21 protein-coding genes are annotated in these 22,395 nt (G+C 70.6%); 3 read left to right on the plus strand and 18 right to left on the minus strand.

The window, feature by feature from the left end:
- Positions 1-37: 37 nt before the first annotated feature.
- The 15 genes from ACFWZ2_RS29250 to ACFWZ2_RS29320 all read right to left on the minus strand — a co-directional run bounded on the left by ACFWZ2_RS29250 (position 38) and on the right by ACFWZ2_RS29320 (position 17,019).
- A complete protein-coding gene (locus tag ACFWZ2_RS29250; RefSeq protein WP_384550671.1) occupies positions 38-508 on the minus strand; it encodes an MmpS family transport accessory protein in 471 nt (156 codons plus the stop codon).
- Between the two features lie 115 nt (positions 509-623).
- The gene (locus ACFWZ2_RS29255) at positions 624-1,106 is read right to left on the minus strand and encodes a DUF2087 domain-containing protein (protein WP_384550673.1); all 483 of its coding nucleotides are present in this window, start codon (positions 1,104-1,106) and stop codon (positions 624-626) included.
- Positions 1,107-1,207: 101 nt separating this feature from the next.
- The gene (pgi, locus tag ACFWZ2_RS29260) at positions 1,208-2,860 is read right to left on the minus strand and encodes a glucose-6-phosphate isomerase (RefSeq protein ID WP_384550675.1); all 1,653 of its coding nucleotides are present in this window, start codon (positions 2,858-2,860) and stop codon (positions 1,208-1,210) included.
- Positions 2,861-3,028: 168 nt separating this feature from the next.
- A complete protein-coding gene (locus tag ACFWZ2_RS29265) occupies positions 3,029-3,364 on the minus strand; it encodes an RNA polymerase-binding protein RbpA (protein WP_003957010.1) in 336 nt (111 codons plus the stop codon).
- A gap of 159 nt (positions 3,365-3,523) precedes the next feature.
- Positions 3,524-3,754 (minus strand): preprotein translocase subunit SecG, encoded by a 231-nt coding sequence (secG, locus tag ACFWZ2_RS29270; RefSeq protein ID WP_055702100.1) that lies wholly within the window; start codon positions 3,752-3,754, stop codon positions 3,524-3,526.
- A 125-nt stretch (positions 3,755-3,879) separates the two neighbouring features.
- Complete coding sequence (gene tpiA / locus ACFWZ2_RS29275; protein ID WP_384550677.1) at positions 3,880-4,656, minus strand: triose-phosphate isomerase; 777 nt, start codon at positions 4,654-4,656, stop codon at positions 3,880-3,882.
- Between the two features lie 6 nt (positions 4,657-4,662).
- Positions 4,663-5,874 (minus strand): phosphoglycerate kinase, encoded by a 1,212-nt coding sequence (locus tag ACFWZ2_RS29280; protein ID WP_384550678.1) that lies wholly within the window; start codon positions 5,872-5,874, stop codon positions 4,663-4,665.
- Positions 5,875-5,982: 108 nt separating this feature from the next.
- Complete coding sequence (gene gap / locus ACFWZ2_RS29285) at positions 5,983-6,993, minus strand: type I glyceraldehyde-3-phosphate dehydrogenase (protein ID WP_384550680.1); 1,011 nt, start codon at positions 6,991-6,993, stop codon at positions 5,983-5,985.
- 188 nt (positions 6,994-7,181) lie between these two features.
- Positions 7,182-10,139, minus strand: coding sequence for a M14 family zinc carboxypeptidase (locus ACFWZ2_RS29290; protein ID WP_384550682.1), 2,958 nt, complete (start codon positions 10,137-10,139; stop codon positions 7,182-7,184).
- A 216-nt stretch (positions 10,140-10,355) separates the two neighbouring features.
- The gene (gene whiA, locus ACFWZ2_RS29295) at positions 10,356-11,357 is read right to left on the minus strand and encodes a DNA-binding protein WhiA (RefSeq protein ID WP_384550684.1); all 1,002 of its coding nucleotides are present in this window, start codon (positions 11,355-11,357) and stop codon (positions 10,356-10,358) included.
- Entirely contained in the window at positions 11,348-12,370 is a 1,023-nt protein-coding gene (gene yvcK / locus ACFWZ2_RS29300; RefSeq protein ID WP_384550686.1) for a uridine diphosphate-N-acetylglucosamine-binding protein YvcK, read from the minus strand. Before yvcK ends, whiA begins: the two co-directional genes overlap by 10 nt.
- Positions 12,367-13,302, minus strand: coding sequence for an RNase adapter RapZ (gene rapZ, locus ACFWZ2_RS29305; RefSeq protein WP_384550687.1), 936 nt, complete (start codon positions 13,300-13,302; stop codon positions 12,367-12,369). Before rapZ ends, yvcK begins: the two co-directional genes overlap by 4 nt.
- Complete coding sequence (gene uvrC / locus ACFWZ2_RS29310) at positions 13,299-15,323, minus strand: excinuclease ABC subunit UvrC (protein WP_384550689.1); 2,025 nt, start codon at positions 15,321-15,323, stop codon at positions 13,299-13,301. The genes rapZ and uvrC overlap by 4 nt, the downstream gene beginning before the upstream one ends.
- Positions 15,324-15,511: 188 nt before the next feature.
- Positions 15,512-16,354 carry a hypothetical protein gene (locus ACFWZ2_RS29315; RefSeq protein WP_384550691.1) on the minus strand — a complete coding sequence of 281 codons (843 nt, stop codon included), beginning with the start codon at positions 16,352-16,354 and terminating at the stop codon, positions 15,512-15,514.
- Between the two features lie 5 nt (positions 16,355-16,359).
- On the minus strand, positions 16,360-17,019 hold the full coding sequence (locus tag ACFWZ2_RS29320; protein WP_384550693.1) for a papain-like cysteine protease family protein: 660 nt from the start codon (positions 17,017-17,019) through the stop codon (positions 16,360-16,362).
- A gap of 225 nt (positions 17,020-17,244) precedes the next feature.
- Between ACFWZ2_RS29320 and ACFWZ2_RS29325 the strand changes: the two genes are divergently transcribed.
- The gene (locus ACFWZ2_RS29325) at positions 17,245-18,219 is read left to right on the plus strand and encodes a hypothetical protein (protein ID WP_384550694.1); all 975 of its coding nucleotides are present in this window, start codon (positions 17,245-17,247) and stop codon (positions 18,217-18,219) included.
- A 37-nt stretch (positions 18,220-18,256) separates the two neighbouring features.
- On the opposite strand, the gene ACFWZ2_RS29330 is transcribed toward ACFWZ2_RS29325, so the two are convergent.
- Complete coding sequence (locus ACFWZ2_RS29330) at positions 18,257-18,685, minus strand: Rieske 2Fe-2S domain-containing protein (protein WP_384550696.1); 429 nt, start codon at positions 18,683-18,685, stop codon at positions 18,257-18,259.
- Between the two features lie 173 nt (positions 18,686-18,858).
- On the opposite strand from ACFWZ2_RS29330, the gene ACFWZ2_RS29335 reads away from it, so the two are divergent.
- Positions 18,859-19,785, plus strand: coding sequence for a carbohydrate kinase (locus ACFWZ2_RS29335; protein ID WP_384550698.1), 927 nt, complete (start codon positions 18,859-18,861; stop codon positions 19,783-19,785).
- 1 nt (position 19,786) lies between these two features.
- Here ACFWZ2_RS29335 and ACFWZ2_RS29340 read toward each other — a convergent pair whose 3' ends face one another.
- Positions 19,787-20,644 carry a helix-turn-helix transcriptional regulator gene (locus ACFWZ2_RS29340; protein WP_384550700.1) on the minus strand — a complete coding sequence of 286 codons (858 nt, stop codon included), beginning with the start codon at positions 20,642-20,644 and terminating at the stop codon, positions 19,787-19,789.
- 101 nt (positions 20,645-20,745) lie between these two features.
- Between ACFWZ2_RS29340 and ACFWZ2_RS29345 the strand changes: the two genes are divergently transcribed.
- A complete protein-coding gene (locus ACFWZ2_RS29345) occupies positions 20,746-21,339 on the plus strand; it encodes a YceI family protein (RefSeq protein ID WP_384550702.1) in 594 nt (197 codons plus the stop codon).
- Positions 21,340-21,421: 82 nt separating this feature from the next.
- On the opposite strand, the gene ACFWZ2_RS29350 is transcribed toward ACFWZ2_RS29345, so the two are convergent.
- Complete coding sequence (locus ACFWZ2_RS29350) at positions 21,422-22,186, minus strand: crotonase/enoyl-CoA hydratase family protein (RefSeq protein WP_384550704.1); 765 nt, start codon at positions 22,184-22,186, stop codon at positions 21,422-21,424.
- Positions 22,187-22,395: the final 209 nt, after the last annotated feature.

The following is a 22,395-nucleotide window of genomic DNA, read 5'->3' on the forward strand; positions in this document are numbered from 1 at the left end:
GCACCACCCGGTGCGGGGCCCTCCTGCGTACGGCGGGTCAGAACCCGTCGCAGACGGCAGTCGCGAAAGCCCCGCTGGCCGTGGCCGTACGCGTGGCGCCGTCGACGGTGACCTTGCACCGCACCGAGCCGCCGGACGCCCCCATGGTCACAGCCAGGGCACCGCCCTTCACGAATCCCTTCGTCTTCTGCTTCTTCGACCACGGCAGTTCCACGTCGCTCAGCTGGTTCTGTGACAGGTTGCCGTCGCCATACGCCGTGTACGCGATCGCGACGCCCTTCGCGTCACCCGTGACCTCGTACTCCACGGTGACCTCACGCTTCGACTCCTTGTCGACCTCGTAGCCGATGCCCACGACGAGTGCGGTGCAGCCGCCCACCAGCAGGATGAGCACGCCCAACAAGACCCAGGGCCACTTTCTCCGCTTCTTCCCCTGCGGCGGGACGGGCGGCGGCGTGGCCCAGCCCTGGGGGCCGCCCTGCGGCGGGTACACGGGAGGTTGGGACATCGCGGGCTCTCTCCGGAGGGGCGAGGCGGCTCTCCTGCCGTCAGAATTGCCGCCCGCTCCCCCGCTCACCAGCGGGAACGGCCACCCGCGGCCCATTCGGGTGAGCCCGGCCGCCCTACCAGCGCCGGTAAGCGCTGCCGTCCCGTTCGCGGACCAGGAGGCCGTCGGTGACGCAGTGGCGGCGGAGGGCCGCGGTGTCGTCGTGGACGGTGCGGAAGGCTTCGTTGACCTCGCGCTCGCTGTAGCTGCGGTCGGCGTCGAAGAGGGTGTCCGTGAGGTGGACGAGGAGTTCGTGGCGTACGACGGGGCGTACAGGGATGGCCGTGAGGCGGCCGTGCGAGAAGAAGCCGGTGAGGCGGCGCGGCACGGTGGGGTGGGCGTAGGCGTCGACAGGGTCTGGTGCACGCCGGAAGACGGCGGGGTCGGCGCGCAGGGATCCGTCGGGGAGGCGCTCGACGAGCCCGTTGGAGAGCAGCCGCCCCAGGTGCTTGCGGGCGACGGGTGAGTCCTCCTCGCGGGGCGGGAGTTCGTCGAGGACTATGCGCGCGTACAGCCGGAGTCTCTCGGGGTCGGCGAGCGCGGCGAGCAGCTGGTCCATGACGGGGTCCCTCCCGGCGGGTGACAGAGCCGAAGCAGTGTCACCCGCCGGACGGGGCGCCCGCATCCGATTAACGCCCGGGGTTCAACGAACCGGGCGGATCAACGGCCGCGCAGGTCCCGGTACTTGGCGACCAGCGCCGTCGTGGAGCCGTCCAGGTCCGGCACCTCCACGCCCTCGGTGAGCGCGGGCTCGACACGCTTGGCGAGGACCTTGCCGAGCTCGACGCCCCACTGGTCGAAGGAGTCGATGTTCCACACGGCGCCCTGCACGAACACCTTGTGCTCGTAGAGCGCGATGAGCTGCCCGAGGACCGAGGGGGTCAGCGACTTCGCGAGGATCGTCGTCGTCGGGTGGTTGCCCTTGAACGTCTTGTGCGGGACGAGCTCCTCCGCGACGCCCTCGGCACGCACCTCGTCGGGCGTCTTGCCGAACGCCAACGCCTGCGTCTGCGCGAAGAAGTTGGCCATCAGGAGGTCGTGCTGGGCGACCAGGCCCGGCAGCAGATCGGCGACGGGCTCGGCGAAGCCGATGAAGTCCGCCGGGATCAACTTCGTGCCCTGGTGGATGAGTTGGTAGTACGCGTGCTGGCCGTTGGTGCCGGGCGTCCCCCAGACGACCGGCCCGGTCTGCCAGTCGACCTGCTCGCCGTCACGGCCGACGTACTTGCCGTTGGACTCCATGTCCAGCTGCTGGAGGTACGCGGTGAACTTGGAGAGGTAGTGCGAGTACGGCAGGACCGCGTGCGACTGGGCGTCGTGGAAGTTGCCGTACCAGATGCCCAACAGGCCCATCAGCAACGGCACGTTGGACTCGGCGGGCGCGGTCCGGAAGTGCTCGTCGACGAGGTGGAAGCCGTCGAGCATCTCGCGGAAGCGGTCCGGGCCGATGGCGATCATCAGGGAGAGACCGATCGCCGAGTCGTACGAGTAGCGGCCGCCGACCCAGTCCCAGAACTCGAACATGTTGGCCGGGTCGATGCCGAACGCGGAGACCTTCTCCTCGTTCGTCGACAGGGCCACGAAGTGCTTGGCGACGGCTTCCTCGCCGGCCCCCAGCTCGGTGAGGAGCCAGTTCCGCGCCGACGTGGCGTTCGTGATCGTCTCGATGGTGGTGAAGGTCTTGGAGGCGACGATGAACAGCGTCTCCGCCGCGTCCAGGTCCCGCACGGCCTCGTGCAGGTCGGCCCCGTCCACGTTCGACACGAAGCGGACCGTGAGGTCGCGGTCGGTGAAGGAGCGCAGCACCTCGTACGCCATCGCGGGACCGAGGTCGGAGCCGCCGATGCCGATGTTGACGACGTTCTTGATGCGCCTGCCGGTGTGCCCGGTCCACTCGCCGGAGCGGATCCGCTCCGAGAAGGCGCTCATCTTGTCGAGGACGGCGTGCACCGCGGGCACCACGTTCTCGCCGTCGACCTCGATCACGGCGCCCAGCGGAGCGCGCAGCGCGGTGTGCAGGACGGCGCGGCCCTCGGTCGTGTTGATCTTCTCGCCGCGGAACATGGCGTCCCGCAGACCGAAGACGTCGGTCGCGGCGGCCAGCTCACGGAGAAGCGTCAGCGTCTCGCCGGTGACGAGATGCTTGGAGTAGTCGATGTGCAGGTCGCCGACCTGGAGGGTGTACGCCGTACCGCGCGTCGGGTCCCCGGCGAACAGCTCGCGCAGCTGCACCTCCCCGAGCTGCTCACGATGCTTGGCGAGCGCCGTCCACTCGGGAGTCTGATTGAGCCTGGCGCGGCTTTCTGCGTTCATCTCGGACTTCAGCTTTCTCTCGTACCTGCGTACGTCAATGGCCCCGCTGCACCCTCCAACCTAATCGATCAGAGAGCGGTATGAGATGTCTGAAACTGTCTGTCCGCACACGTACCGACATAAGAAACCGGCCGGACACCTTCTCGGTGCCCGGCCGGTCCTCAAGTACTAGATCTCGCCCCGCAGTTTGGCGAGCGCCTCCGCGAGGATCGCCTCGCCGTCCGCGTCGCTGCGCCGCTCGCGCACATACGCCAGATGCGTCTTGTACGGCTCGGTGCGCGGCGGGTCCGGCGGGTTGTCCCGGTCCTGACCGGCCGGAAAGCCGCAGCGGGGACAGTCCCAAGTATCGGGAACCTGCGCGTCGCTGGCGAAGCTCGGCTGCGTCTCGTGCCCGTTGGAGCACCAGAAGGAGATGCGCAGTCGCGGCGCGGACTCACCGCGCTCGGCCTCGCCCATCGGCCCCGCCCCGACCCGACTTCCTCGGATCGCGTTGCCACTTGCCACGGTCGTAACTCCCTGCGTGATGGTGCTGCTGCGGGCGCCTCAGTTTACGTAAGGCCCAACGCGCGTCCAGTGTTGGGAGTTACACCCCACCCTCGGACGCAAGCCCCATGATAAGCCGCGCACGCGGGCGCGCACCGGACAAGCGGACAGTGCCTGGCGCTAGTTGTTCGCCTTCATCAGGAGGCCCAGCGCGACAATGCACGCGAACCACAGCAGACCGACCACGACGGTGATGCGGTCGAGATTGCGCTCGGCGACGGAGGAGCCACCGACGGACGACTGCATGCCGCCACCGAACATGTCGGAGAGACCGCCGCCCTTGCCCTTGTGCATCAGCACCAGCAGCATCATCAGCAGGCTGAAGACGATCAGGGCGATCGAGAACCCCATAACCACGGCTGGACCAACTTCCTCGGATCTGAATCGACTCTGTATCGACGACGGGGGCCGGAGCCTCGGATAACCGAAGCCGCCCGGCCCCCGCAAGGGTACGACGTATTGCCGCTAGCGCATACTCACTGGTCGCGGAAGCGGACGATCTTGACGAACTCGTCGGCGTCGAGCGCCGCGCCGCCCACCAGGGCGCCGTCCACGTCGGGCTGCGCCATGATCGCCGCGACGTTGCCGGACTTCACGGAGCCGCCGTACTGGATGCGCACCTTGTCGGCGAGCTCCTGCGAGTACAGCTCGGCGAGACGGCCGCGGATCGCTCCGCAGACCTCCTGCGCGTCCTCGGGGGTCGCGACCTCGCCGGTGCCGATCGCCCAGACCGGCTCGTACGCGATGACGATGGACTCGGCCTGCTCGGCCGGGACGTCCTTGAGGCCGCCGTCGATCTGGTTCAGCGTGTACTGGACCTGCTGTCCCGCCTTGCGGATGTCCAGGCCCTCGCCGACGCAGAGGATCGGGGTCAGGCCGTGCTTGTAGGCGGCCTTCACCTTGGCGTTGCAGATCTCGTCGGTCTCGTTGTGGTACTGGCGCCGCTCGGAGTGGCCCACGGCGACGTAGGTGCACTTCAGCTTGGTCAGCATCGGGCCCGAGATCTCGCCGGTGTAGGCACCGGAGTCCTGCGCCGAGATGTCCTGGGCGCCGTACTTGATCTTGAGCTTGTCGCCGTCCACCAGCGTCTGCACGGAGCGCAGGTCGGTGAAGGGCGGCAGGACGGCGACCTCGCAGGCCTCGTAGTCCTTGTCGGCCAGGGCGAAGGCCAGCTTCTGGACGTGGGCGATGGCCTCGAGGTGGTTGAGGTTCATCTTCCAGTTGCCCGCCATCAGCGGGGTGCGCGTAGTCATCAGGTGTCAGTTCTCCAGTGCCGCGAGGCCGGGGAGCGTCTTGCCCTCGAGGTATTCGAGGGAGGCGCCGCCGCCGGTGGAAATGTGGCCGAATGCGTTCTCGTCGAAGCCCAGGATCCGGACGGCCGCGGCGCTGTCGCCACCGCCGACGACCGTGAAGGCCGGGGAGTCGAGGAGGGCCTGGGCGACCGCCTTGGTGCCCTCGGCGTAGTCGGGGTGCTCGAAGACGCCCATCGGCCCGTTCCAGAAGACGGTGGCCGCGTCGGCGAGCTTCGAGGCGTAGAGCTTACGGGTCTCCGGACCGATGTCGAGACCCTCCTGGTCGGCCGGGATGGCGTCCGCGGCGACCGTGGTGGGGTTGGCCGGGGCCTTGGTCTTCAGGTCCGGGAAGTCCGGCGAGACCAGGACGTCGACGGGGAGCACGAACTCGACGCCCTTCTCCTCGGCGCGCTTGAGGTAGCCGAGCACCGCCGGGATCTGGTCCTCCTGGAGGAGGGAGATGCCGACCTCGTGGCCCTGCGCCTTGAGGAAGGTGTACGCCATGCCGCCGCCGATGAGGATGCGGTCGGCCTTCTCCAGGAGGTGGTCGATCACACCGAGCTTGTCGGAGACCTTGGCGCCGCCGAGGACCACGGCGTAGGGCCGCTTGACCTCGTCGGTGAGCTTCTTCAGGACGCCGACCTCGGTGGCGATCAGGTAGCCCGCGTAGTGCGGCAGCTTGCCCGGCAGGTCGTACACGGACGCGTGCTTGCGGTGCACGGCGCCGAAGCCGTCGCCCACGTAGACGTCGGCGAGGGCGGCGAGGCGGTCGGCGAACTCGCCGCGCTCGGTGTCGTCCTTGCTGGTCTCGCCCGCGTTGAAGCGGAGGTTCTCGATGACGGCGACCTGGCCGGGCTGCAGGCCGTCGACCGCGTCGTGCGCGGCGGGGCCGACGGTGTCCTGCGCGAACGCGACGGGCGCGCCCAGGAGTTCACCGAGCCGCTCGGCGGCGGGCAGCAGCGAGAAGGCGGGGTCCGGGGCGCCCTTGGGGCGGCCGAGGTGCGAGGCGACGACGACCTTGGCGCCCGCGCCGGCGAGGGCCTTCACGGTCGGCAGGACGGCACGGATGCGGCCGTCGTCGGTGATGGTGCCGTCGGCGAGCGGCACATTGAGGTCGGCGCGGACGAAGACCCGCTTGCCTTCGACCCCTTCGGCGAGAAGTTCGTCGATCGTCTTCACTGCTGGACTCCTGGACTCCTTGGGAGGGCGGACGCGCAACAGGGCCCGGAGAGCGCGGCGTTGCGCGGTCCGGACCCTGTGCTCACATCTGGGTGCCTGCTCTGGTGCTTAGAGCTGACCGCCGACGAAGACCGTAAGGTCGACGAGACGGTTGGAGTAGCCCCACTCGTTGTCGTACCAGCCGAGGATCTTCACCGTCTTGCCCTCCTGGACCATGGTCAGGGAGGAGTCGAAGGTGCAGGAGGCCGGGTCGCTGACGATGTCGGACGACACGATCGGGTCCTCGGTGTAGAAGAGGATGCCCTTGAGGGCGCCGTCGTCGGCGGCCTTCTTGAACGCGGCGTTGACCTCGTCCTTGGTGACCTCGCGCTGCAGGTCGACGACCAGGTCGGTGGCCGATCCGGTCGGGACCGGGACGCGCATGGCGATGCCGTCGAGCTTGCCCTTGAGCTGGGGCAGGACCAGAGCGGTGGCCTTCGCGGCACCGGTCGTGGTCGGGATGATGTTCTCGGCGGCGGCGCGGGCGCGGCGCAGGTCCGAGTGCGGGAAGTCCAGGATGCGCTGGTCGTTGGTGTACGCGTGGACCGTGGTCATCAGGCCCTTGACGATGCCGAAGTTCTCGTCGAGAACCTTCGCCATCGGCGCCACGCAGTTGGTGGTGCAGGAGGCGTTGGAGATGACGTGGTGGTTGGCCGCGTCGTACTTGTCCTGGTTGACGCCCATCACGATGGTGATGTCCTCGTCCTTGGCCGGAGCCGAGATGAGGACCTTCTTGGCGCCGCCGGCGATGTGCTTCTCGGCGTCGGCCTTCTTCGTGAAGATGCCCGTGGACTCGATCACGATGTCGACGCCCAGCTGGCCCCACGGGATGTCGGCGGGGTTGCGCTCGGACAGCACCTTGATGGTGTGACCGTCGACGGTGATGGTGTCCTCGGTGTGCGACACCTCGGCCTTGAGGCGGCCCAGGATGGTGTCGTACTTCAGCAGGTGAGCGGTGGTCGCGGTGTCACCCAGGTCGTTGACAGCCACGATCTCGATGTCCGCACCCTGCTCGAGCAGCGCGCGGAAGTAGTTACGACCGATGCGGCCAAAGCCGTTGATGCCTACGCGGATCGTCACGAACCGATCTCCTCGTTGGTACGCCGGTTTTAGACGCCGGCGAGTTGTATGGGATGTCCCCGACCGCCTCCGACCCTACCTCTCCAAGGGCTCTGAAGTGACATCGAGAGGGGCCGTATGCGGCACTGCGGCCCGTACCCCCCAGTAGGAATACGGGCCGCCGGGACCTTGGTCCCGATTACGCAGCGTCAGCCGCGCAGATGTGCCAGGGAGGCGCCCATAAGAGCGGCCCTTTCGGCCTTTCCGGGGATGTGCTCGAACCCGAAGCCGAGCAGCACGCTGTCACGCGCTGTGACCGCCGCATGGGACGTGTAGAGCTCGCCGGTCCGGGCCCAGTCGCCTGTGATATTGGGGCTTCCGGCCGGGGGCGGAGCGACGGTCCAGGAGCCGAGCGAGGACTCGAATCCCTCGGTCTCCTTCACGTCGCCGCCGACGACCAGCTGGGCGTTGTCGGCGAAGAGGCCGCGGCCTCCGCTGGACGGGTCGGTGATGGCGCTGAGGGAGACCTCGATCTTCTTGCCCGCGTAGGCGGCGAGGTCGAAGGCGACCGGCTGCCAGCCGCCGGAGGAGCCGGTGAAGCTGTTCCAGGAGCCGGTGGTGCCGGAGGCCGTGCAGGCGGGCGCGCCGGGGGTCAGGTAGTGGCGCAGGAACGGATGGCCGTTGATGAAGAACCCGGCCTCGCACTCGGCGGGCACGGTGGCCTTGGAGTTGCCGTTCTTGTCCGGGAGCGTCGTCCAGTCGTCGGCGCCCGTGGTGTGCGCCTCCAGGACCCCGTGGTCGTAGCCGGTCTCCAGGTTCCAGTTGAGCGCGAGGCGCAGCTCGGGCTTGTCGGCGGCCGTGACACCGGTCAGGTCGATGGTGCGGGTGAGCCGCTTCCAGTCCTGGTCGGCGTGGGTGGCCGAGGCCATGCCCTGGCCCTCGAAGGGCGCGTAGGGGTTGGTGAGGCCGGGATAGGAGCCCGCCGCCGCGCTCGTGAACTGCGGGAACTGCTTGGCGGGCAGATTGTCGGAGGTGACGGTGAAGCGGCCCGCCTTGTCGAGCGGGTTGGTGTCGGCGGCGGCGAGCGGGGTGTTCACTCCGTTCAGCGCGCCGCTGCCGGCGAAGCCGGTGACGCCGGGCGCCGGGAGACGCTCGTACGCGCCGAGGTAGTACTGCGCGAAGTCGTCGGTGAGGGCCTCGCCCAGATCGACGTTGCCGCCGGTGCGCTCGCCGGACTCGATGAGCTTGCCGCCCTCGTTCAGGTAGGCGCGCAGGGCGAGTTGGGTGGGTGCGCCGGGGACGGGGTCACCGGTGTAGTGCACGACCGCGTCGAAGTGCGACAGGATGCCGAGCGGGTGGGGTGCGCCCTGCTTGGCGACGTCCCAGACGGCGGCCGAGCGGCCGTTGGCCGTCACGGCGTCGACGTACTTCTGGGTCTGGGTGGCCGTCGCGCCCTCCTCGGCCACCACGAGCGTGTTCGCCTTGGGGCGTTCGGCCACGGTGTACGTGAAGTGCTCGCTCTCGGTGCGGCCCTTCTTCGTACGGCCGGTGAACCAGACCTCGACCTTGTCGCCCACGCGCGCGCCCTCGACCTCGGCGCGGTACTGGTCGAAGTGGATGTTGTCGTCGCCGCCGTAGGTCTCGCCGCCCTTCCAGGGGCTGACGTCGCCGCCCTGCGTACGGCCGCCGTTGATGCGGTAGTTGAGCTCCTTGTCGCGCACCGACTTGCGTGCGGTGACGGCGACTTCCTGGTCGCCGCCGCGCGCGTACGACGTGGTGAAGGCGTCGGGGGTGAAGTCCGGGGCCTCGATGCCGGTGACGGAGACCGGCTGGTCGGGGTGGAGTGCGGTCTCGGCGACGGCGAGCGCGTAGGGGACGTTCTTCGCGAACTCCTGCTGGATCAGCTTCTCGTCGTCGGGGAAGGTGAAGACGGAGGCGCAGTCCTCGGGCTTCCACGCGTCGTTCGGGTCGATGTTCGACGCGGTCTGGCAGGTGGACATCTCCGGCGTGAACATCGAGATGCCGTTCACGTTGCCCGCGTGCCCGTCGGCCTCACCGTTGGTGGTGTAGAGCTCGGAGGAGACCTGCGGGTGGTAGCCCGGGATCGCGGGCTTCTCGGGGGTGCCGGCGAGGGCCCGGTAGAGGACGTCGTCGGGGGTGGGCGTGGCGACCTGCCAGCCCACTCCGTAGAGGATCAGTTCGGCCGCGGAGTGGTAGTTGATGCCGTACGTGAAGCCGATGCGCTTCTGGAAGCGGTCCATCGCCCTGGTCTCGGGCTCGGACATCGGTCCGGTGCCGCGGTAGGTCTCGTTCGAGGACTCCGGGGACGAACCCTCGTTGTCGTAGCCCCACTTGTAGGCGAAGTTGCGGTTGAGGTCGACGCCGTCGCCCGGGGCGATCGTGCCGTCACCGTTGACGTCGCGGAGGTTCTTGCGCCACTGGCGGTTGCCGTTGGCGGCGTGGGTGAAGTCGTAGCCGTCGGGGTTGGCGGAGAGCACGAACCACAGCTCGGTGGAGTTCACGAGCTTGGTGATGCGCTTGTCCTTGCCGTAATTGTCGAGGTAGTGGTGCATCAGGCGGCGGGTCATCTCGGGGGTGATCCACTCGCGGGCGTGCTGGTTGGACATGTAGAGCGTGGACGGCTTGGAGCCGTCCTTGGTCTTCTTGGCGCCCTTGGAGAGCTTGAGCGCGAGGATGTCCTTGCCCTGGAGCGTCTTGCCGATGGAGACGACCTTGGTGAGGTCGGGGTGGGCCTGTCCGGTCTTGACGATCTCCTCCTGGAGCCCGCCCTTTCCGCTGTACGGCCGGAAGACGCCGTCCCCCGCGGCCTTGAGCCGCTTCTGTGTCGCCGCGGACACCTTCTGCTCGCTGAGCTCCACGCCCTGGCGCTCGACCGCCTTGGCCTGGCCCTCGGTCAGATAGACCTCGACGCGGGCGGTGCCGCGCTCGGGCGCCTGTCCGGCGAGTTCACGGGCGTCCTGGCCCGCCTCGATGAGGATCGGTATCTGCTTCTTGGTGACGTCGGCCTCGTACACCTTCACGGCCGCCGGATCGTCGGCGGTCGGCTTCGCGGAGCCACTGGCCTGGGCGTGCGGTGCGGCGGCGAGACCGCCGACGAGCAGTGCGCTGGCCGCGAGAACCGATCTCGCGCTCGCTCTTCGTCTCATGAGCCCCCCTTGCGGTTGTCCGGCACATGTGTGCGCGGACGCCAGGCTCGTGACACTTCATGATCATGTCAATACGGCGGGAAGGGGGACAAGGAGCGTTCAAGACGGGCATACGTAGGCCGCCGGTGCCCTGTGGGACACCGGCGGCCGATGAGACGTATGTGACGAGCGGGATCAGACCGCCCCGCTGCCGGCGCGGACCGCCATGCGGTCGGCTCAGACCGCCATGTTGTCGGCGAGGCTGTCCGCGAGCTCCTCGCCCAGGTTCGACTCCGTGCCCGGAATGCCCAGGTCCTGGGCGCGCTTGTCGGCCATGGCGAGCAGGCGGCGGATCCGGCCCGCGACCGCGTCCTTGGTCAGCGCCGGGTCGGCGAGCGCGCCCAGCTCCTCGAGCGATGCCTGCTTGTGCTCCATGCGCAGCCGGCCCGCGGCCGCGAGGTGCTCGGGCACCTCGTCGCCGAGGATCTCCAGGGCGCGCTGCACCCGGGCGCCCGCGGCGACGGCCGCACGGGCCGAGCGGCGCAGGTTCGCGTCGTCGAAGTTGGCCAGGCGGTTGGCGGTGGCGCGCACCTCGCGCCGCATCCGCCGCTCCTCCCAGGCGAGCACCGACTCGTGCGCGCCGAGCCGGGTGAGCAGCGCGCCGATCGCGTCCCCGTCGCGCACGACGACACGGTCCACGCCGCGCACCTCGCGCGCCTTGCCCGCGATCTGCAGCCTGCGGGCCGCGCCGACCAGGGCGAGCGCGGCCTCCGGGCCCGGGCAGGTCACCTCCAGGGAGGAGGAGCGCCCCGGCTCGGTGAGCGAACCGTGCGCGAGGAACGCCCCACGCCAGGCCGCCTCGGCGTCACAGGTGGCCCCCGAGACCACCTGCGGCGGCAGCCCCCTGATGGGACGGCCGCGGCCGTCCACGAGGCCCGTCTGGCGGGCCAGCTGGTCGCCGCCCGCGACCACCCGGACGACATAGCGCGAGCCGCGCCGCAGCCCGCCGGGCGCCATCACGATCAGCTCCGAGCTGTGCCCGAAGATCTCCAGGATGTCCCGCTTGAGGCGTCGTGCCGCCATCGCGGTGTCCAGCTCCGCCTCGATCACGATGCGGCCGCTCACCAGGTGAAGGCCGCCCGCGAACCGCAGGATCGCCGAGACCTCTGCCTTCCTGCAGCAGGTCCGGGTGACGGGGAGCCGGGAGATCTCGTCCTTCACCGCTGCCGTCATCGCCATGGGCCGATCCTTCCATGCATCCGAAAAATACGGTCGTACGCGGCTGCCAGGAGCTCCGGATCGTGCCTAGGAGTCCCGTCGGGCCGGGCCACCGGCGCCAGCTCGACCGTGGCGCCGAACCGCTTCGCGGCATCGGTCAGTGACTCACGATCGGGCACGGCGGCCTCGTCGGCCAGCACCACGTCCAGGGCGAGTTTAGGGGCGTGTCGGGCCAAAACCTCCAAATGACGCTGCGGAGAGAAGCCTTCGGTTTCTCCGGGTTGCGGGGCGAGGTTGAGCGAGAGGACCTTGCGGGCCTTCGTCTCGCCCAGCGCGTCGAGGAGTTCGGGGACCAGCAGATGCGGGATCACCGAGGAGAACCAGGAACCCGGGCCGAGCACCACCCAGTCCGCGTCGAGGACGGCGGCGACCGCCTCGGGGACGGCCGGCGGGTCGTGCGGGACGACGTGCACGGACTGCACCTCGCCCGGGGTGAGGGCGACCGTGGCCTGCCCCCGCACCGTGTCCACGTCGTCGGGCCGCTCCGGGTCGTGCCCCTTGACCAGGGCCTGGAGCTCGAGCGGCACGGCCGACATGGGCAGCACCCTGCCCTGCGCGCCGAGCAGGCGGCCGACCAGGTCGAGCGCCTGCACGTGGTCGCCGAGCTGCTCCCACAGGGCGACGATCAGGAGATTGCCGACCGCGTGCTCGTGCAGATCGCCCTTGGACTGGAAGCGGTGCTGGATGACCCGGGACCAGGTCTGGCCCCAGTCGTCGTCCCCGCACAGCGCCGCGAGGGCCTTACGCAGGTCACCGGGCGGCAGCACGCCGAGCTCGGCGCGCAGGCGGCCGCTGGAGCCGCCGTCGTCGGCGACCGTGACGACGGCGGTGAGATCTCCGGCTCCGGTGATCCGGCGCAGCGAGGCGAGCGAGGCCGACAGGCCCATGCCCCCGCCGAGCGCGACCACCTTCGGCTGGGCGCCCCGCTTGCGGCCCAGCCGGCTCAGGCGGACGGATCGGCGGTTGGGCTTCACTCGCGCCCCATGTCCCGGTGAACGATGACGGTCTCCACGCCCTCGGACGCGAGGCGCGCCGCGAGCTTCTCCGACATGGCGACGGAGCGGTGCTTGCCGCCCGTGCAGCCGACCGCGATCGTCACGTACCGCTTGCCCTCGCGGCGGTAGCCCGCGGCGATGAGCTGGAGCAGCTCCGCGTACCGGTCGAGGAACTCCTTGGCGCCCGGCTGGTTGAAGACGTACGCCGCCACCTCCTCGTTCTGGCCGGTGTACTGGCGCAGCTCGGGGACCCAGTGCGGGTTCGGCAGGAAGCGCATGTCCACGACCAGGTCGGCGTCGACCGGCAGGCCGTACTTGAAGCCGAACGACATGACGGTGGCCCGCAGCTCGGGCTCCTCCTCGCCCGCGAACTGGGCGTCCATCTTGGCGCGCAGCTCGTGCACGTTCAGGCTGGAGGTGTCGATCACCAGGTCCGCGTCGCCGCGCAGCTCGCGCAGCAGGTCGCGCTCGGCCTCGATGCCGTCGACGATGCGTCCGTCGCCCTGCAGCGGGTGCGGCCTGCGCACCGACTCGAAGCGGCGGACCAGGGCCTCGTCCGAGGACTCCAGGAAGACGATGCGGCGCGTGACGTTCTTCGACTCCAGCTCGGCGAGGGAATCGCGGAGGTTGTCGAAGAAGCGCCTGCCGCGGACGTCGACGACCACCGCGATGCGGGCCACGTTGCCCTGCGAGCGGGCGCCGAGCTCCACCATGGTGGGGATCAGCGCGGGCGGCAGGTTGTCGACCACGAACCAGCCGAGGTCTTCCAGGCACTTGGCAGCCGTGCTGCGCCCGGCGCCCGACATGCCGGAGATGATCACCAGCTCCGGGATCGCGGCGTCGGGTACCGCCGGCGTCTCGATGGGCGTGCCCGTACTCACTTGCTCTCCACCTTCGTCGTGCTCGCTCATGTCTCCTGCCCCCGTCGTTCCTCCGAGGTGCCCGCGGTCACGGGCTCCTCCTCTTCCATGATCTCTCCGGTCGCCGTGTTCACGGCGGGTGCGGCGGGTGCCACCTGGGCGAGGGCCACCACGATGGCCTCGGCCGTCTTGCGGCCTATGCCCGGCACCTCGCAGATCTGGTCGATTGTCGCGGATCGAAGCTTCTTCACCGAACCGAAGTGCTTGATCAGTGTCTGCTTGCGCGCGTCGCCGAGGCCCGGCACGGCGTCGAGCGGCCCCGCCTTGAAGCGCTTGGCGCGCTTCGTGCGCTGATAGGTGATGGCGAAACGGTGTGCCTCGTCACGCACCCGCTGAAGGAGGTAGAGGCCCTCGCTGGTGCGCGGCAGGATGACCGGGTCGTCCTCGTCGGGGACCCAGACCTCCTCAAGGCGCTTGGCGAGGCCGCAGACCGCGACGTCGTCGATGCCGAGCTCGTCGAGCGCCTTCTGGGCGGCCGCGACCTGCGGCTGGCCGCCGTCGACCACGACGAGCTGGGGCGGGTACGCGAAGCGCTTGGGACGCCCGTCCTCCTCGGTGGGACCGGTATCGGCGATCTCCCCGGTCTCCTCGTCCACCCATTCCCCCGTCTTCTCCTTCTCGGCGAGGTAGCGCTTGAAGCGACGCGTGATCACTTCATGCATGGAGCGGACGTCGTCCTGGCCCTCGAAGCCCTTGATCTGGAAGCGGCGGTACTCGCTCTTCCTGGCGAGGCCGTCCTCGAAGACGACCATCGACGCCACCACGTCGTCGCCCTGGAGGTGCGAGATGTCGTAGCACTCGATGCGCAGCGGGGCGCTGTCAAGATCCAGGGCGGCGGCGATCTCCTCCAGGGCGCGCGAGCGCGTGGTGAGGTCGGAGGCGCGCTTGGTCTTGTGCAGGACGAGGGACTGCTGTGCGTTGCGCGCGACGGTCTCCATGAGGGCCTTCTTGTCGCCACGCTGCGGGATGCGTAGCGAGACGTTCGCCCCGCGGCGCTCGGTCAGCCACTCCTGGACCGGCTCTATCGGCTCCGGCAGGGCGGGGACGAGCACCTCCTTGGGCACGGCGTCGCCGCTCTCCTCGCCGTACAGCTGCTGGAGCGCGTGCTCGACGAGGTCGCCGCTGGTGACCGCCTCGACCTTGTCGGTGACCCAGCCGCGCTGGCCGCGCACCCGCCCGCCCCGGACGTGGAAGATCTGCACGGCGGCTTCGAGCTCGTCCTCGGCCAGCGCGATCAGGTCGGCGTCCGTGGCGTCGGCGAGCACGACGGCGCTCTTCTCCATCGCCTTCTTGAGCGCCTCGATGTCGTCGCGCAGGCGCGCCGCACGCTCGTACTCCATCTCCTCGGCCGCGTCCGCCATCTGCCGTTCCAGACGGCGGATGTACGTCCCCGTGCGGCCCGCCATGAAGTCGCAGAAGTCCTCGGCGAGTTGGCGGTGCTCCTCGGGGCTGACGCGCTCCACGCAGGGCGCCGAGCACTTGCCGATGTAACCGAGGAGGCAGGGGCGGCCGGTGCGGGCCGCGTTCTTGAACACGCCCGCGGAGCACGTGCGTACGGGAAAGGCGCGCAGCAGAAGATCGACGGTGTCGCGGATCGCCCACGCGTGGCCGTACGGACCGAAGTAGCGCACGCCCTTCTTCTTCGCGCCGCGCATCACCTGCACGCGCGGGAACTGCTCGTTCATCGTCACCGCGAGGTACGGATAGCTCTTGTCGTCGCGGTACTTGACGTTGAACCGGGGGTCGAACTCCTTGATCCAGGAGTACTCCAGCTGGAGCGCCTCGACCTCCGTGCTCACCACCGTCCACTCGACGGAGGCTGCGGTGGTCACCATGGAGCGCGTGCGCGGGTGGAGATTGGCCAGGTCCTGGAAGTAGTTGGCCAGGCGCTGGCGCAGGCTCTTGGCCTTCCCGACGTAGATCACCCGGCGGTGCTCGTCGCGGAATTTGTAGACCCCCGGAGCGTCGGGGATCTGTCCCGGCTTGGGGCGGTAGCTGGAAGGGTCGGCCATGTCGGACAGCCTACTGGCGGGGGCTGACAGTCCGATGTCCGCAGGGCTGAGGGCGGGGGTGGCGTGCGGGGCGGCTCGTGCGCGGCGGCCGATGCGGGGCGCGGGGTGGGCGTTGTCCTTGGTGATGGGTGGTTACCGTCCCCCACCCTTAAAAGGGTGGGGGACGGTTTCACCGGTTCACCGGCGCCTCACACCTGGCGCCTCCCCCGGCGCCTCAGTGCCGCCGCTCCCGACAGGCCGAGGGCGACCAGTGCCCCGGCTCCGGCGACGGAGGAGGCCACCGTGACCGGGACCTGTGAGGACGACGCGGCCTGGTCCTGCGCGCCGGTCGCGGCCTTGTCGGCGGCCGGGGCGGGCTGCTCGGCGAAGCCGCCCGCCTTGCCCGACTTCTCGTAGGCGGAGCCCGGCAGCTTGTCGCCGTACTCCTTCTGCACGCGCTTGCGGTAGGCGGCGACCGAGGTGCCTTCGGCGCCCACGGCGCGCACCGCGTCCTTGTCGAGCGGCAGCACGCGCGCGTGGTCGCGTACGTACCAGGCGTTGATCTGCGGCTCGTGGAAGACGGTGCCTCCGGGGGCCTTCTCTGCGCCCACGCGCGCGTAGTGGGTCTCGTCGTCGCCGGTGGCGATGTTCACGACCTGCCAGGAGCTGCCCTGTTCGACGGTCCACAGGGACGCTTCCTGGCCGTCGGAGGAGACCGCCTTGCTGGCGAGGAACTCCAGGCGGGCGATCGGCGCGCCCTTCTTGCCCGCGACGAAGTCCGGGGACAGGTAGTACACGGGCACGGCGTCGCCCTGGACGCGCGGGTCGGCCGCGGCCCTGGTGACCGCTCCCTCACGCGCGAAGAAGCGGGAGAGCGTGTCGAGGGTGCCGGGCGCCGCGGCCGCCTTGTGCGCGGCGTCGCGGGAGGCCGCCGAGGGTGCGCCGGGGCCGGAGTCGGCGGAGGCGGCCGGGGCCGCGAGGCCGAGTGCGAGGGTCGCGGCGGAACCGGCGACGGCGGCCTTCAGGAGGCGTCGGGCAAGCTCACGGTTCATCGCTCTCACGCCCCGATCCGGTAGAGCGAGTGGGTCCAGGAGAAGGTGTTGTTGTCGACGTACCAGGCGTGCGACGCCCAGTTGTAGCGGTCGTTGGAGGGCCAGGGGTCGCCCCAGTAGACCCAGCTGTTGGCGTCGTCGTAGCCGTAGAGGACGTGCATGTGGCCGCCGCCGTTGGACCACTGGATGCGGGTCTCGACCGGGCGGCCCGCGTCGATCTCGGCCTTCACGGTCGGGTAGCGCAGCCAGCCCGTGACGTACGAGCCGGGGTTGATGCCCGCCCAGCGCAGGCCGGTCTGCACATTGCCGAGCGTGGCCTGGTTGTTGGGGCACTCGGTGTTCTGGTTGCGCCCGAAGGCGGCGTTGCAGAACTGGTTCTGGCTGTAGTTGCGGCCCAGGAAGGTGGCGATCGTGTTGCCGGCCGCCGCCCAGCACCAGTTGGTCTTCTGCTGTGCCTGCATGGTGATGTTCAGGCGTTTGGCGGCGAGTACGGACGGGTCGGCGGCGGCCGTCGCGGTCGTCGCGGGGCGGGCGGGTGCGGGTTCGGGCGGAGCGGCCGCGGCCGTCGCTGTGGGTGCGGTGAAGAGCGCGGCCGCGACGACGGCGAGTGCGGAGAGACGTCTCCGTCTGCCGGGGCTGCTGCTCCTGCTGAGTGGGTGGCGCATCGCGTTCCTCCCGAGCGGGGTGGGGTTGGAGGAGCGCGTCCGGACGCTTGCGATTGAGCATCGAGTGTTGTCGGGTGCAGGTCAACACGCTTCAATGCGGGGTGACTTGGAACGTGAACGGCGGCGTACGGATGTGAACACGGGCCGTGCGCCGACCTGGCAACCCGCTCCGACCGGCGCGAACGCCGGTACGGCATAAGTGAACGTTCACAGAAGGGGTCCATCTTGCGGCACGGCACACGGCTCGCCGACGAAGCGAAGGACGGGGACGAAGGCGGCGGTGCGCCCGCGGCCCTGGAGGCGGCCCTGCGCACAGGACCGTTCCATGTCGCGCTGCGCACCGCCATCGCCGCGCGGCGGCTTCCCCTGCAGCGCGTCCGGCACCATCTGGCACGGCACGGGGTCAACGTCGGCGTGACGAGCCTGAGTTACTGGCAGCAGGGCGCACGCCGCCCCCAGCGCGCCGAGTCGCTGCGGGCCGTACGCGCCCTGGAGGAGATCCTGCGGCTCCCGGAGGAATCCCTGATCCGGCTGCTCGCCCCGCCGTCCGGGCGCGCCGAAGGGGAACGCCCGGCCGCCCGTTCGTACCGCTCCCTGGTGGAGGCGTCCGACGTCCTGCGCGCCCTGCTCGACGAGCTCGGCTCCCCCGTCGACGGCGGCCTGCACACCATCGGCCAGCACGAGCGGCTGCGGATCGGGGCGCGGCGCGAGCTGCTCGGCCGCGAGTCGCAGCACATCGTGCGCGCCCACCGGGACGGCGTGGACCGCTATGTGGCCATCCACCACGGCGACCCGGGCTGCGTGCCCGACCGGATCGCCGTGCGCGCCCTGGAGAACTGCCGTACGGGGCGCGTGCGCTGGCACCAGGGCACCGGGGTGCTCGTCGCCGAGCTGCTCTTCGACGCGCGGCTGCGCGCCGGGGACACGCATCTGTTCGGCTACGGCTTCGAGGACGGCACGGCGGGCGTGGCCACCGAGTATCTGCGCGGCTTCACCTACGCGGGCGGCCAGTACGCGCTGCAGGTCCGCTTCGACGAACAGGCGCTGCCCGTACGGTGCCACCGCTTCGCCCAGCACTCGGCCGCCGCGCCGCGCAGCAACCGCCAGGAGCTGACGCTGAGCGGCAGCCACCGCTCGGTGCACCTGGTGGAGCCCCAGGTGCGGGCGGGGATCCTGGGCATCGAGTGGGACTGGGAGTAGCGGGTCCGGCCCGTGGGGCGCCCGCCGCTCTCGGGTCTCAGGCCTTCTCGGGGCCCGCGACGATCTTGCCCTTCTCGACCTTCACCGGCAGTTCGTGCAGCGGCGCGACGGCCGGCTCGTGCAGCACCTTGCCGTTCGTGGCGTCGAACTGGCTGCCGTGGCAGGGGCAGATGAGCTTGTGCCCCTCCAGTTTGTTGATCGGGCACCGCGCGTGGGTGCAGATCGTGCTGAACGCCTTGTACTCGTCCTCGGAGATCCGGCTGACGACCACGTTCTGGTCGGTGTACAGCTTCGAGGCCCCCACCTTCACCTCGTCGGCCGTGCCGAGGTCCACCGGCGCGGTGGGCGCCGACCGGTTCGACCCGCCGTCGCCGCCGGTCGAGCAGGCGGTGAGCCCGAGCCCGACGGCCGGGGCGAGAGCGGCGGCCCGCAGCATGGTGCGGCGGGCATGGGGCGTGCCGGACATGGTGTCTCCACAGGTCAGGGGCGTACAGGTGCGTCTGTGACGGATCAGACCATACCGGTGCGAGCCATTCCGCCCGTGTCGGGCGTGGGCGTGCCCGAGTGCTGCCCGCTTCCGGCCCAGGGCCTGCGCACGCCCTAGCCTGAGCGGGACGCCGAGCCCGAGAGGAACCACCCGTGATAGTCGTCGCAGGAGAGGCCCTGATCGACCTCGTTCCGCAGAGGGCGCATCCGGCGGGCGCGGCCGCCCTTGCCCCGCTCTCCCCCCGGCTCGGCGGCGGCCCGTACAACACCGCCGTGGCGCTCGGCAGGATCGGCTCCCCCGTCGCCTTCTGCTCGCGCGTCTCGCGGGACGCCTTCGGCGAGGCGCTGCTCGACGGGCTGCGGACGGCCGGTGTCGATCTGTCGTACGTCCAGCGGGGCCCCGAGCCGACGACGCTCGCCGTCGCCTCGATCGGCGCGGACGGCTCGGCGGGCTACTCCTTCTACGTCGACGGCACCGCCGACCGGCTCTTCGAAGCGCCCCTTCAACTCCCCGACAGCGTACGGGCGATGTCGTTCGGCACCTGCTCGCTCGCCCTGGAACCGGGCGCGAGCGCATACGAGGAACTGATGCGGCGCGCGGCGGCGCGCGGGATCTTCACGATGCTCGACCCCAACGTACGCACGGGTCTGATCCCCGACGCGGACGCCTATCGCGCACGGTTCAAGGGCTGGCTGCCCTCGGTATCGCTGCTCAAGCTGTCGCGGGAGGACGCCGACTGGCTCGGCGGCACGCCGCGGGAGTGGCTGGCGTCGGGGCCCGCGGCCGTGGTGGTCACACACGGCGGCGACGGCCTCGCGGTGCACACGCGGGGCGGCGTCGAGCTGCGGGTGCCGGGCGAGCCGGTCGACGTGGTGGACACGATCGGCGCGGGCGACACCGTCAACGCGGCCCTGCTGCACGGCCTCGCGGCGCGGGACGCGCTGTCCCCCGACGCCCTGGACGTGCTGGACGCCGACGGCTGGTCGCAGGTGCTGCGGTTCGCGGCGCGCGCGGCGGCGGTCACCTGCTCGCGGGCGGGCGCGGAGCCGCCGTACGCGGCGGAGCTCGGCCTGCCGTGACTCAGCCGCTGACGGCGTGCAGGCCGCCGGGGCGCCGGCCGTCGAGCCGGTCGAGGGCGGCGGCCGTGGCCTCGTCGGCAGGACCGTAGACGATCAGGCGCTGCGGGTCCGTGTCGGGCAGCGCCAGCGTCTCGTACGAGAGCCGGAGCCCGCCCTCCTCGGGGTGGGTGATCCGCTCGACGCCGCTGCGCCGGGGCAGCGTGGGCGCACCCGCGACACGATCGGCGAACGGGGCGCCCGCGAGGATCGTCAACTCGTCGGAGAATCCCCTGACATGCGGGTCGTCGAGCATGGACTCGGTCTTGAGGTGCCCGACCAGGCCGTCGGCGACCCGGTCCCACTCGGGGTAGGCGGCGCGGGCCCGCTCGTCGGTGAAGACGAACCGGGCGAGGTTGGGCCGCTCGCCGTCCAGCACCCCGAACGGGGCGACGATCCGCCGGTAGCCGCTCGTGCAGGCGAGCACGTCGGCGAGGCGGTTGAGCAGCACGGCGGGCGTGGGCTCCAGGCTGTCCAGGATGGCCCGCACGGTGGGGCGGACCGAGTCGGCGGGCGGCACCGCGGCCGGGCAGCAGGGGTGCCCGGACCCCATCTCCTTCTCCAGGCGGCGCAGATGGATGCGCTCCTCGAAGGTCAGGCGCAGCGTGTCCGCGAGCGCGGCGAGCACCTGGGGGGACGGGTGGCGGTCCCTGCCCTGTTCGAGGCGGGTGAGGTATTCGACGCTGATCCCGGCGAGGGTCGCGACCTCGGAACGGCGCAGTCCGGGGGTGCGGCGGCGGGGGCCGCTGGGCAGGCCCACCTCGGTGGGGGTCACGGCCTCCCGGCGCGCACGCAGGAAGACGCCCAGCTCGTTGTCGCTCACGGTGCGAACGTACCAGCCGGGTGCGGGGCGGATCGTGGCCCTGTCACTACCAGCACCGGCTCGGCCTTCCTCACCACCGGGGCGCGCCCCAAGGTGGGCGCATGACTCTCGAAACGACCAACACCTCCGAAGCGGCCGACACGAACTCCGCCGCCCTCCCCTCGCTGCCACTGGCCGCGGGCCGCTGGGAGATCGAGCCCTTCCACTCCGCCGTCACCTTCTCCATCCGCCACCTCGGGATCTCCAAGGTGCGGGGCCGCTTCGCCGACGTGCAGGCCGAGTTGGTGGTGGGCGAGAGCGCCGGGACCTCGTCGGTGACGGCCACCATCGCGCTGGCCTCGATCGACACCAGCAACAAGGACCGGGACGCGCACGTCCGCGCGTCGGACCTGCTCGATGTCGAGAAGCGCCCGACGATGACCTTCCGTTCGACCGTGATCCAGGGTGCGGGCGAGGAGTGGAGCATGGCGGGCGAACTGACCATCGGCGACGTGACGAGGCCGGTGACGCTGGCCGTGGAGTTCGGCGGCGTCGAGGGCTTCCCCGGACAGGAGCGCAGGCACGCGGGGTTCGAGGCGTCGGGCGAGATCCGCCGCAGCGAGTTCGGGCTCGACTTCGCACCGGGGCTGCTCGGCGAGGTCGTGAAGATCCAGCTGGACATGCAGTTCCTGGAGCCTGTCGCGGGGCAGGACTGACGGGGCTGACGGGGGCGGAGCCAGCAGGTGCGCAGGGCTGACGGAGGGCTCTGCGCGCGCCGACGGCGATCCCGGATCGTGCTCAGCGGTCCGTGAACGCCCCGTGCCGTCCCGCTCCCGCCGCGAACCGGGCGGCGCCCTCGGCCGCCTCGGCCAGGGAGCGCAGACCGTGCCTCAACTCGCCCGCCATCGCCTCGCGTTCGGGCAGTCCGCCCTGTTCGAGCAGGGAGATCCTGTCGTGCCGCAGGCAGGTCTGCGGGAACGCGGCGATCTCGGCGGCCAGCGCCTCGGCCGCGGCGCGGGACGTGCCAGTGGGTACGGTCCGGTTGACCAGGCCCATGCCGAGCGCCTCCGCGGCGCCCACCGGACGGCCCGTGAGGATCAGGTCGAGGGCGCGGCCCTCGCCGATGAGACGGGGCAGCCGCACCGTGCCGCCGTCGATGAGCGGAACGCCCCAGCGGCGGCAGAACACCCCGAGTACGGCGTCCTCCTCCGCGACCCGCAGATCGCACCAGAGGGCGAGTTCGAGCCCGCCCGCGACGGCATGTCCTGAGATCGCCGCGATCACCGGCTTGGACAGGACCATCCGGCTGGGGCCCATGGGGCCGTCCCCGTCCTCCGTCACCTCGTTGCCGTCCGGGGTGCCGATCGCCTTGAGGTCGGCGCCCGCGCAGAACGTGCCGCCCTCGCCCCACAGGACGGCGACGGAGGCGTCCGGGTCGGCGTCGAAGGCGCGGAAGGCGTCGGCGAGGGCGCGAGCGGTGGGCCCGTCGACGGCGTTCCGCGCGGCGGGGCGGGACAGCACGATGGTGGTGACCGGGCCTTCGCGTTCGCTGCGTACCGACATGGGGGCAAGCCGACCATGCGAACGGGGCACCGGGCAAGGCGTGTTCGGGCCGCCGCGGCGTCCTCGTGGCGACGTCTTCTTCCGTACGCCGCGTTCTTGCGTACGACGTCTTCTTGCGCACGACGTCTTCTTGCGCACGACGAAGCGCGCCCCCCAACCGGGGGGGGCGGCGCGCGTCCGCCGATTCTAGGGGGACGCGGCCCGGGGCC

This window comes from Streptomyces sp. NPDC059002, from assembly GCF_042740435.1.
GTDB lineage: Bacteria > Actinomycetota > Actinomycetes > Streptomycetales > Streptomycetaceae > Streptomyces.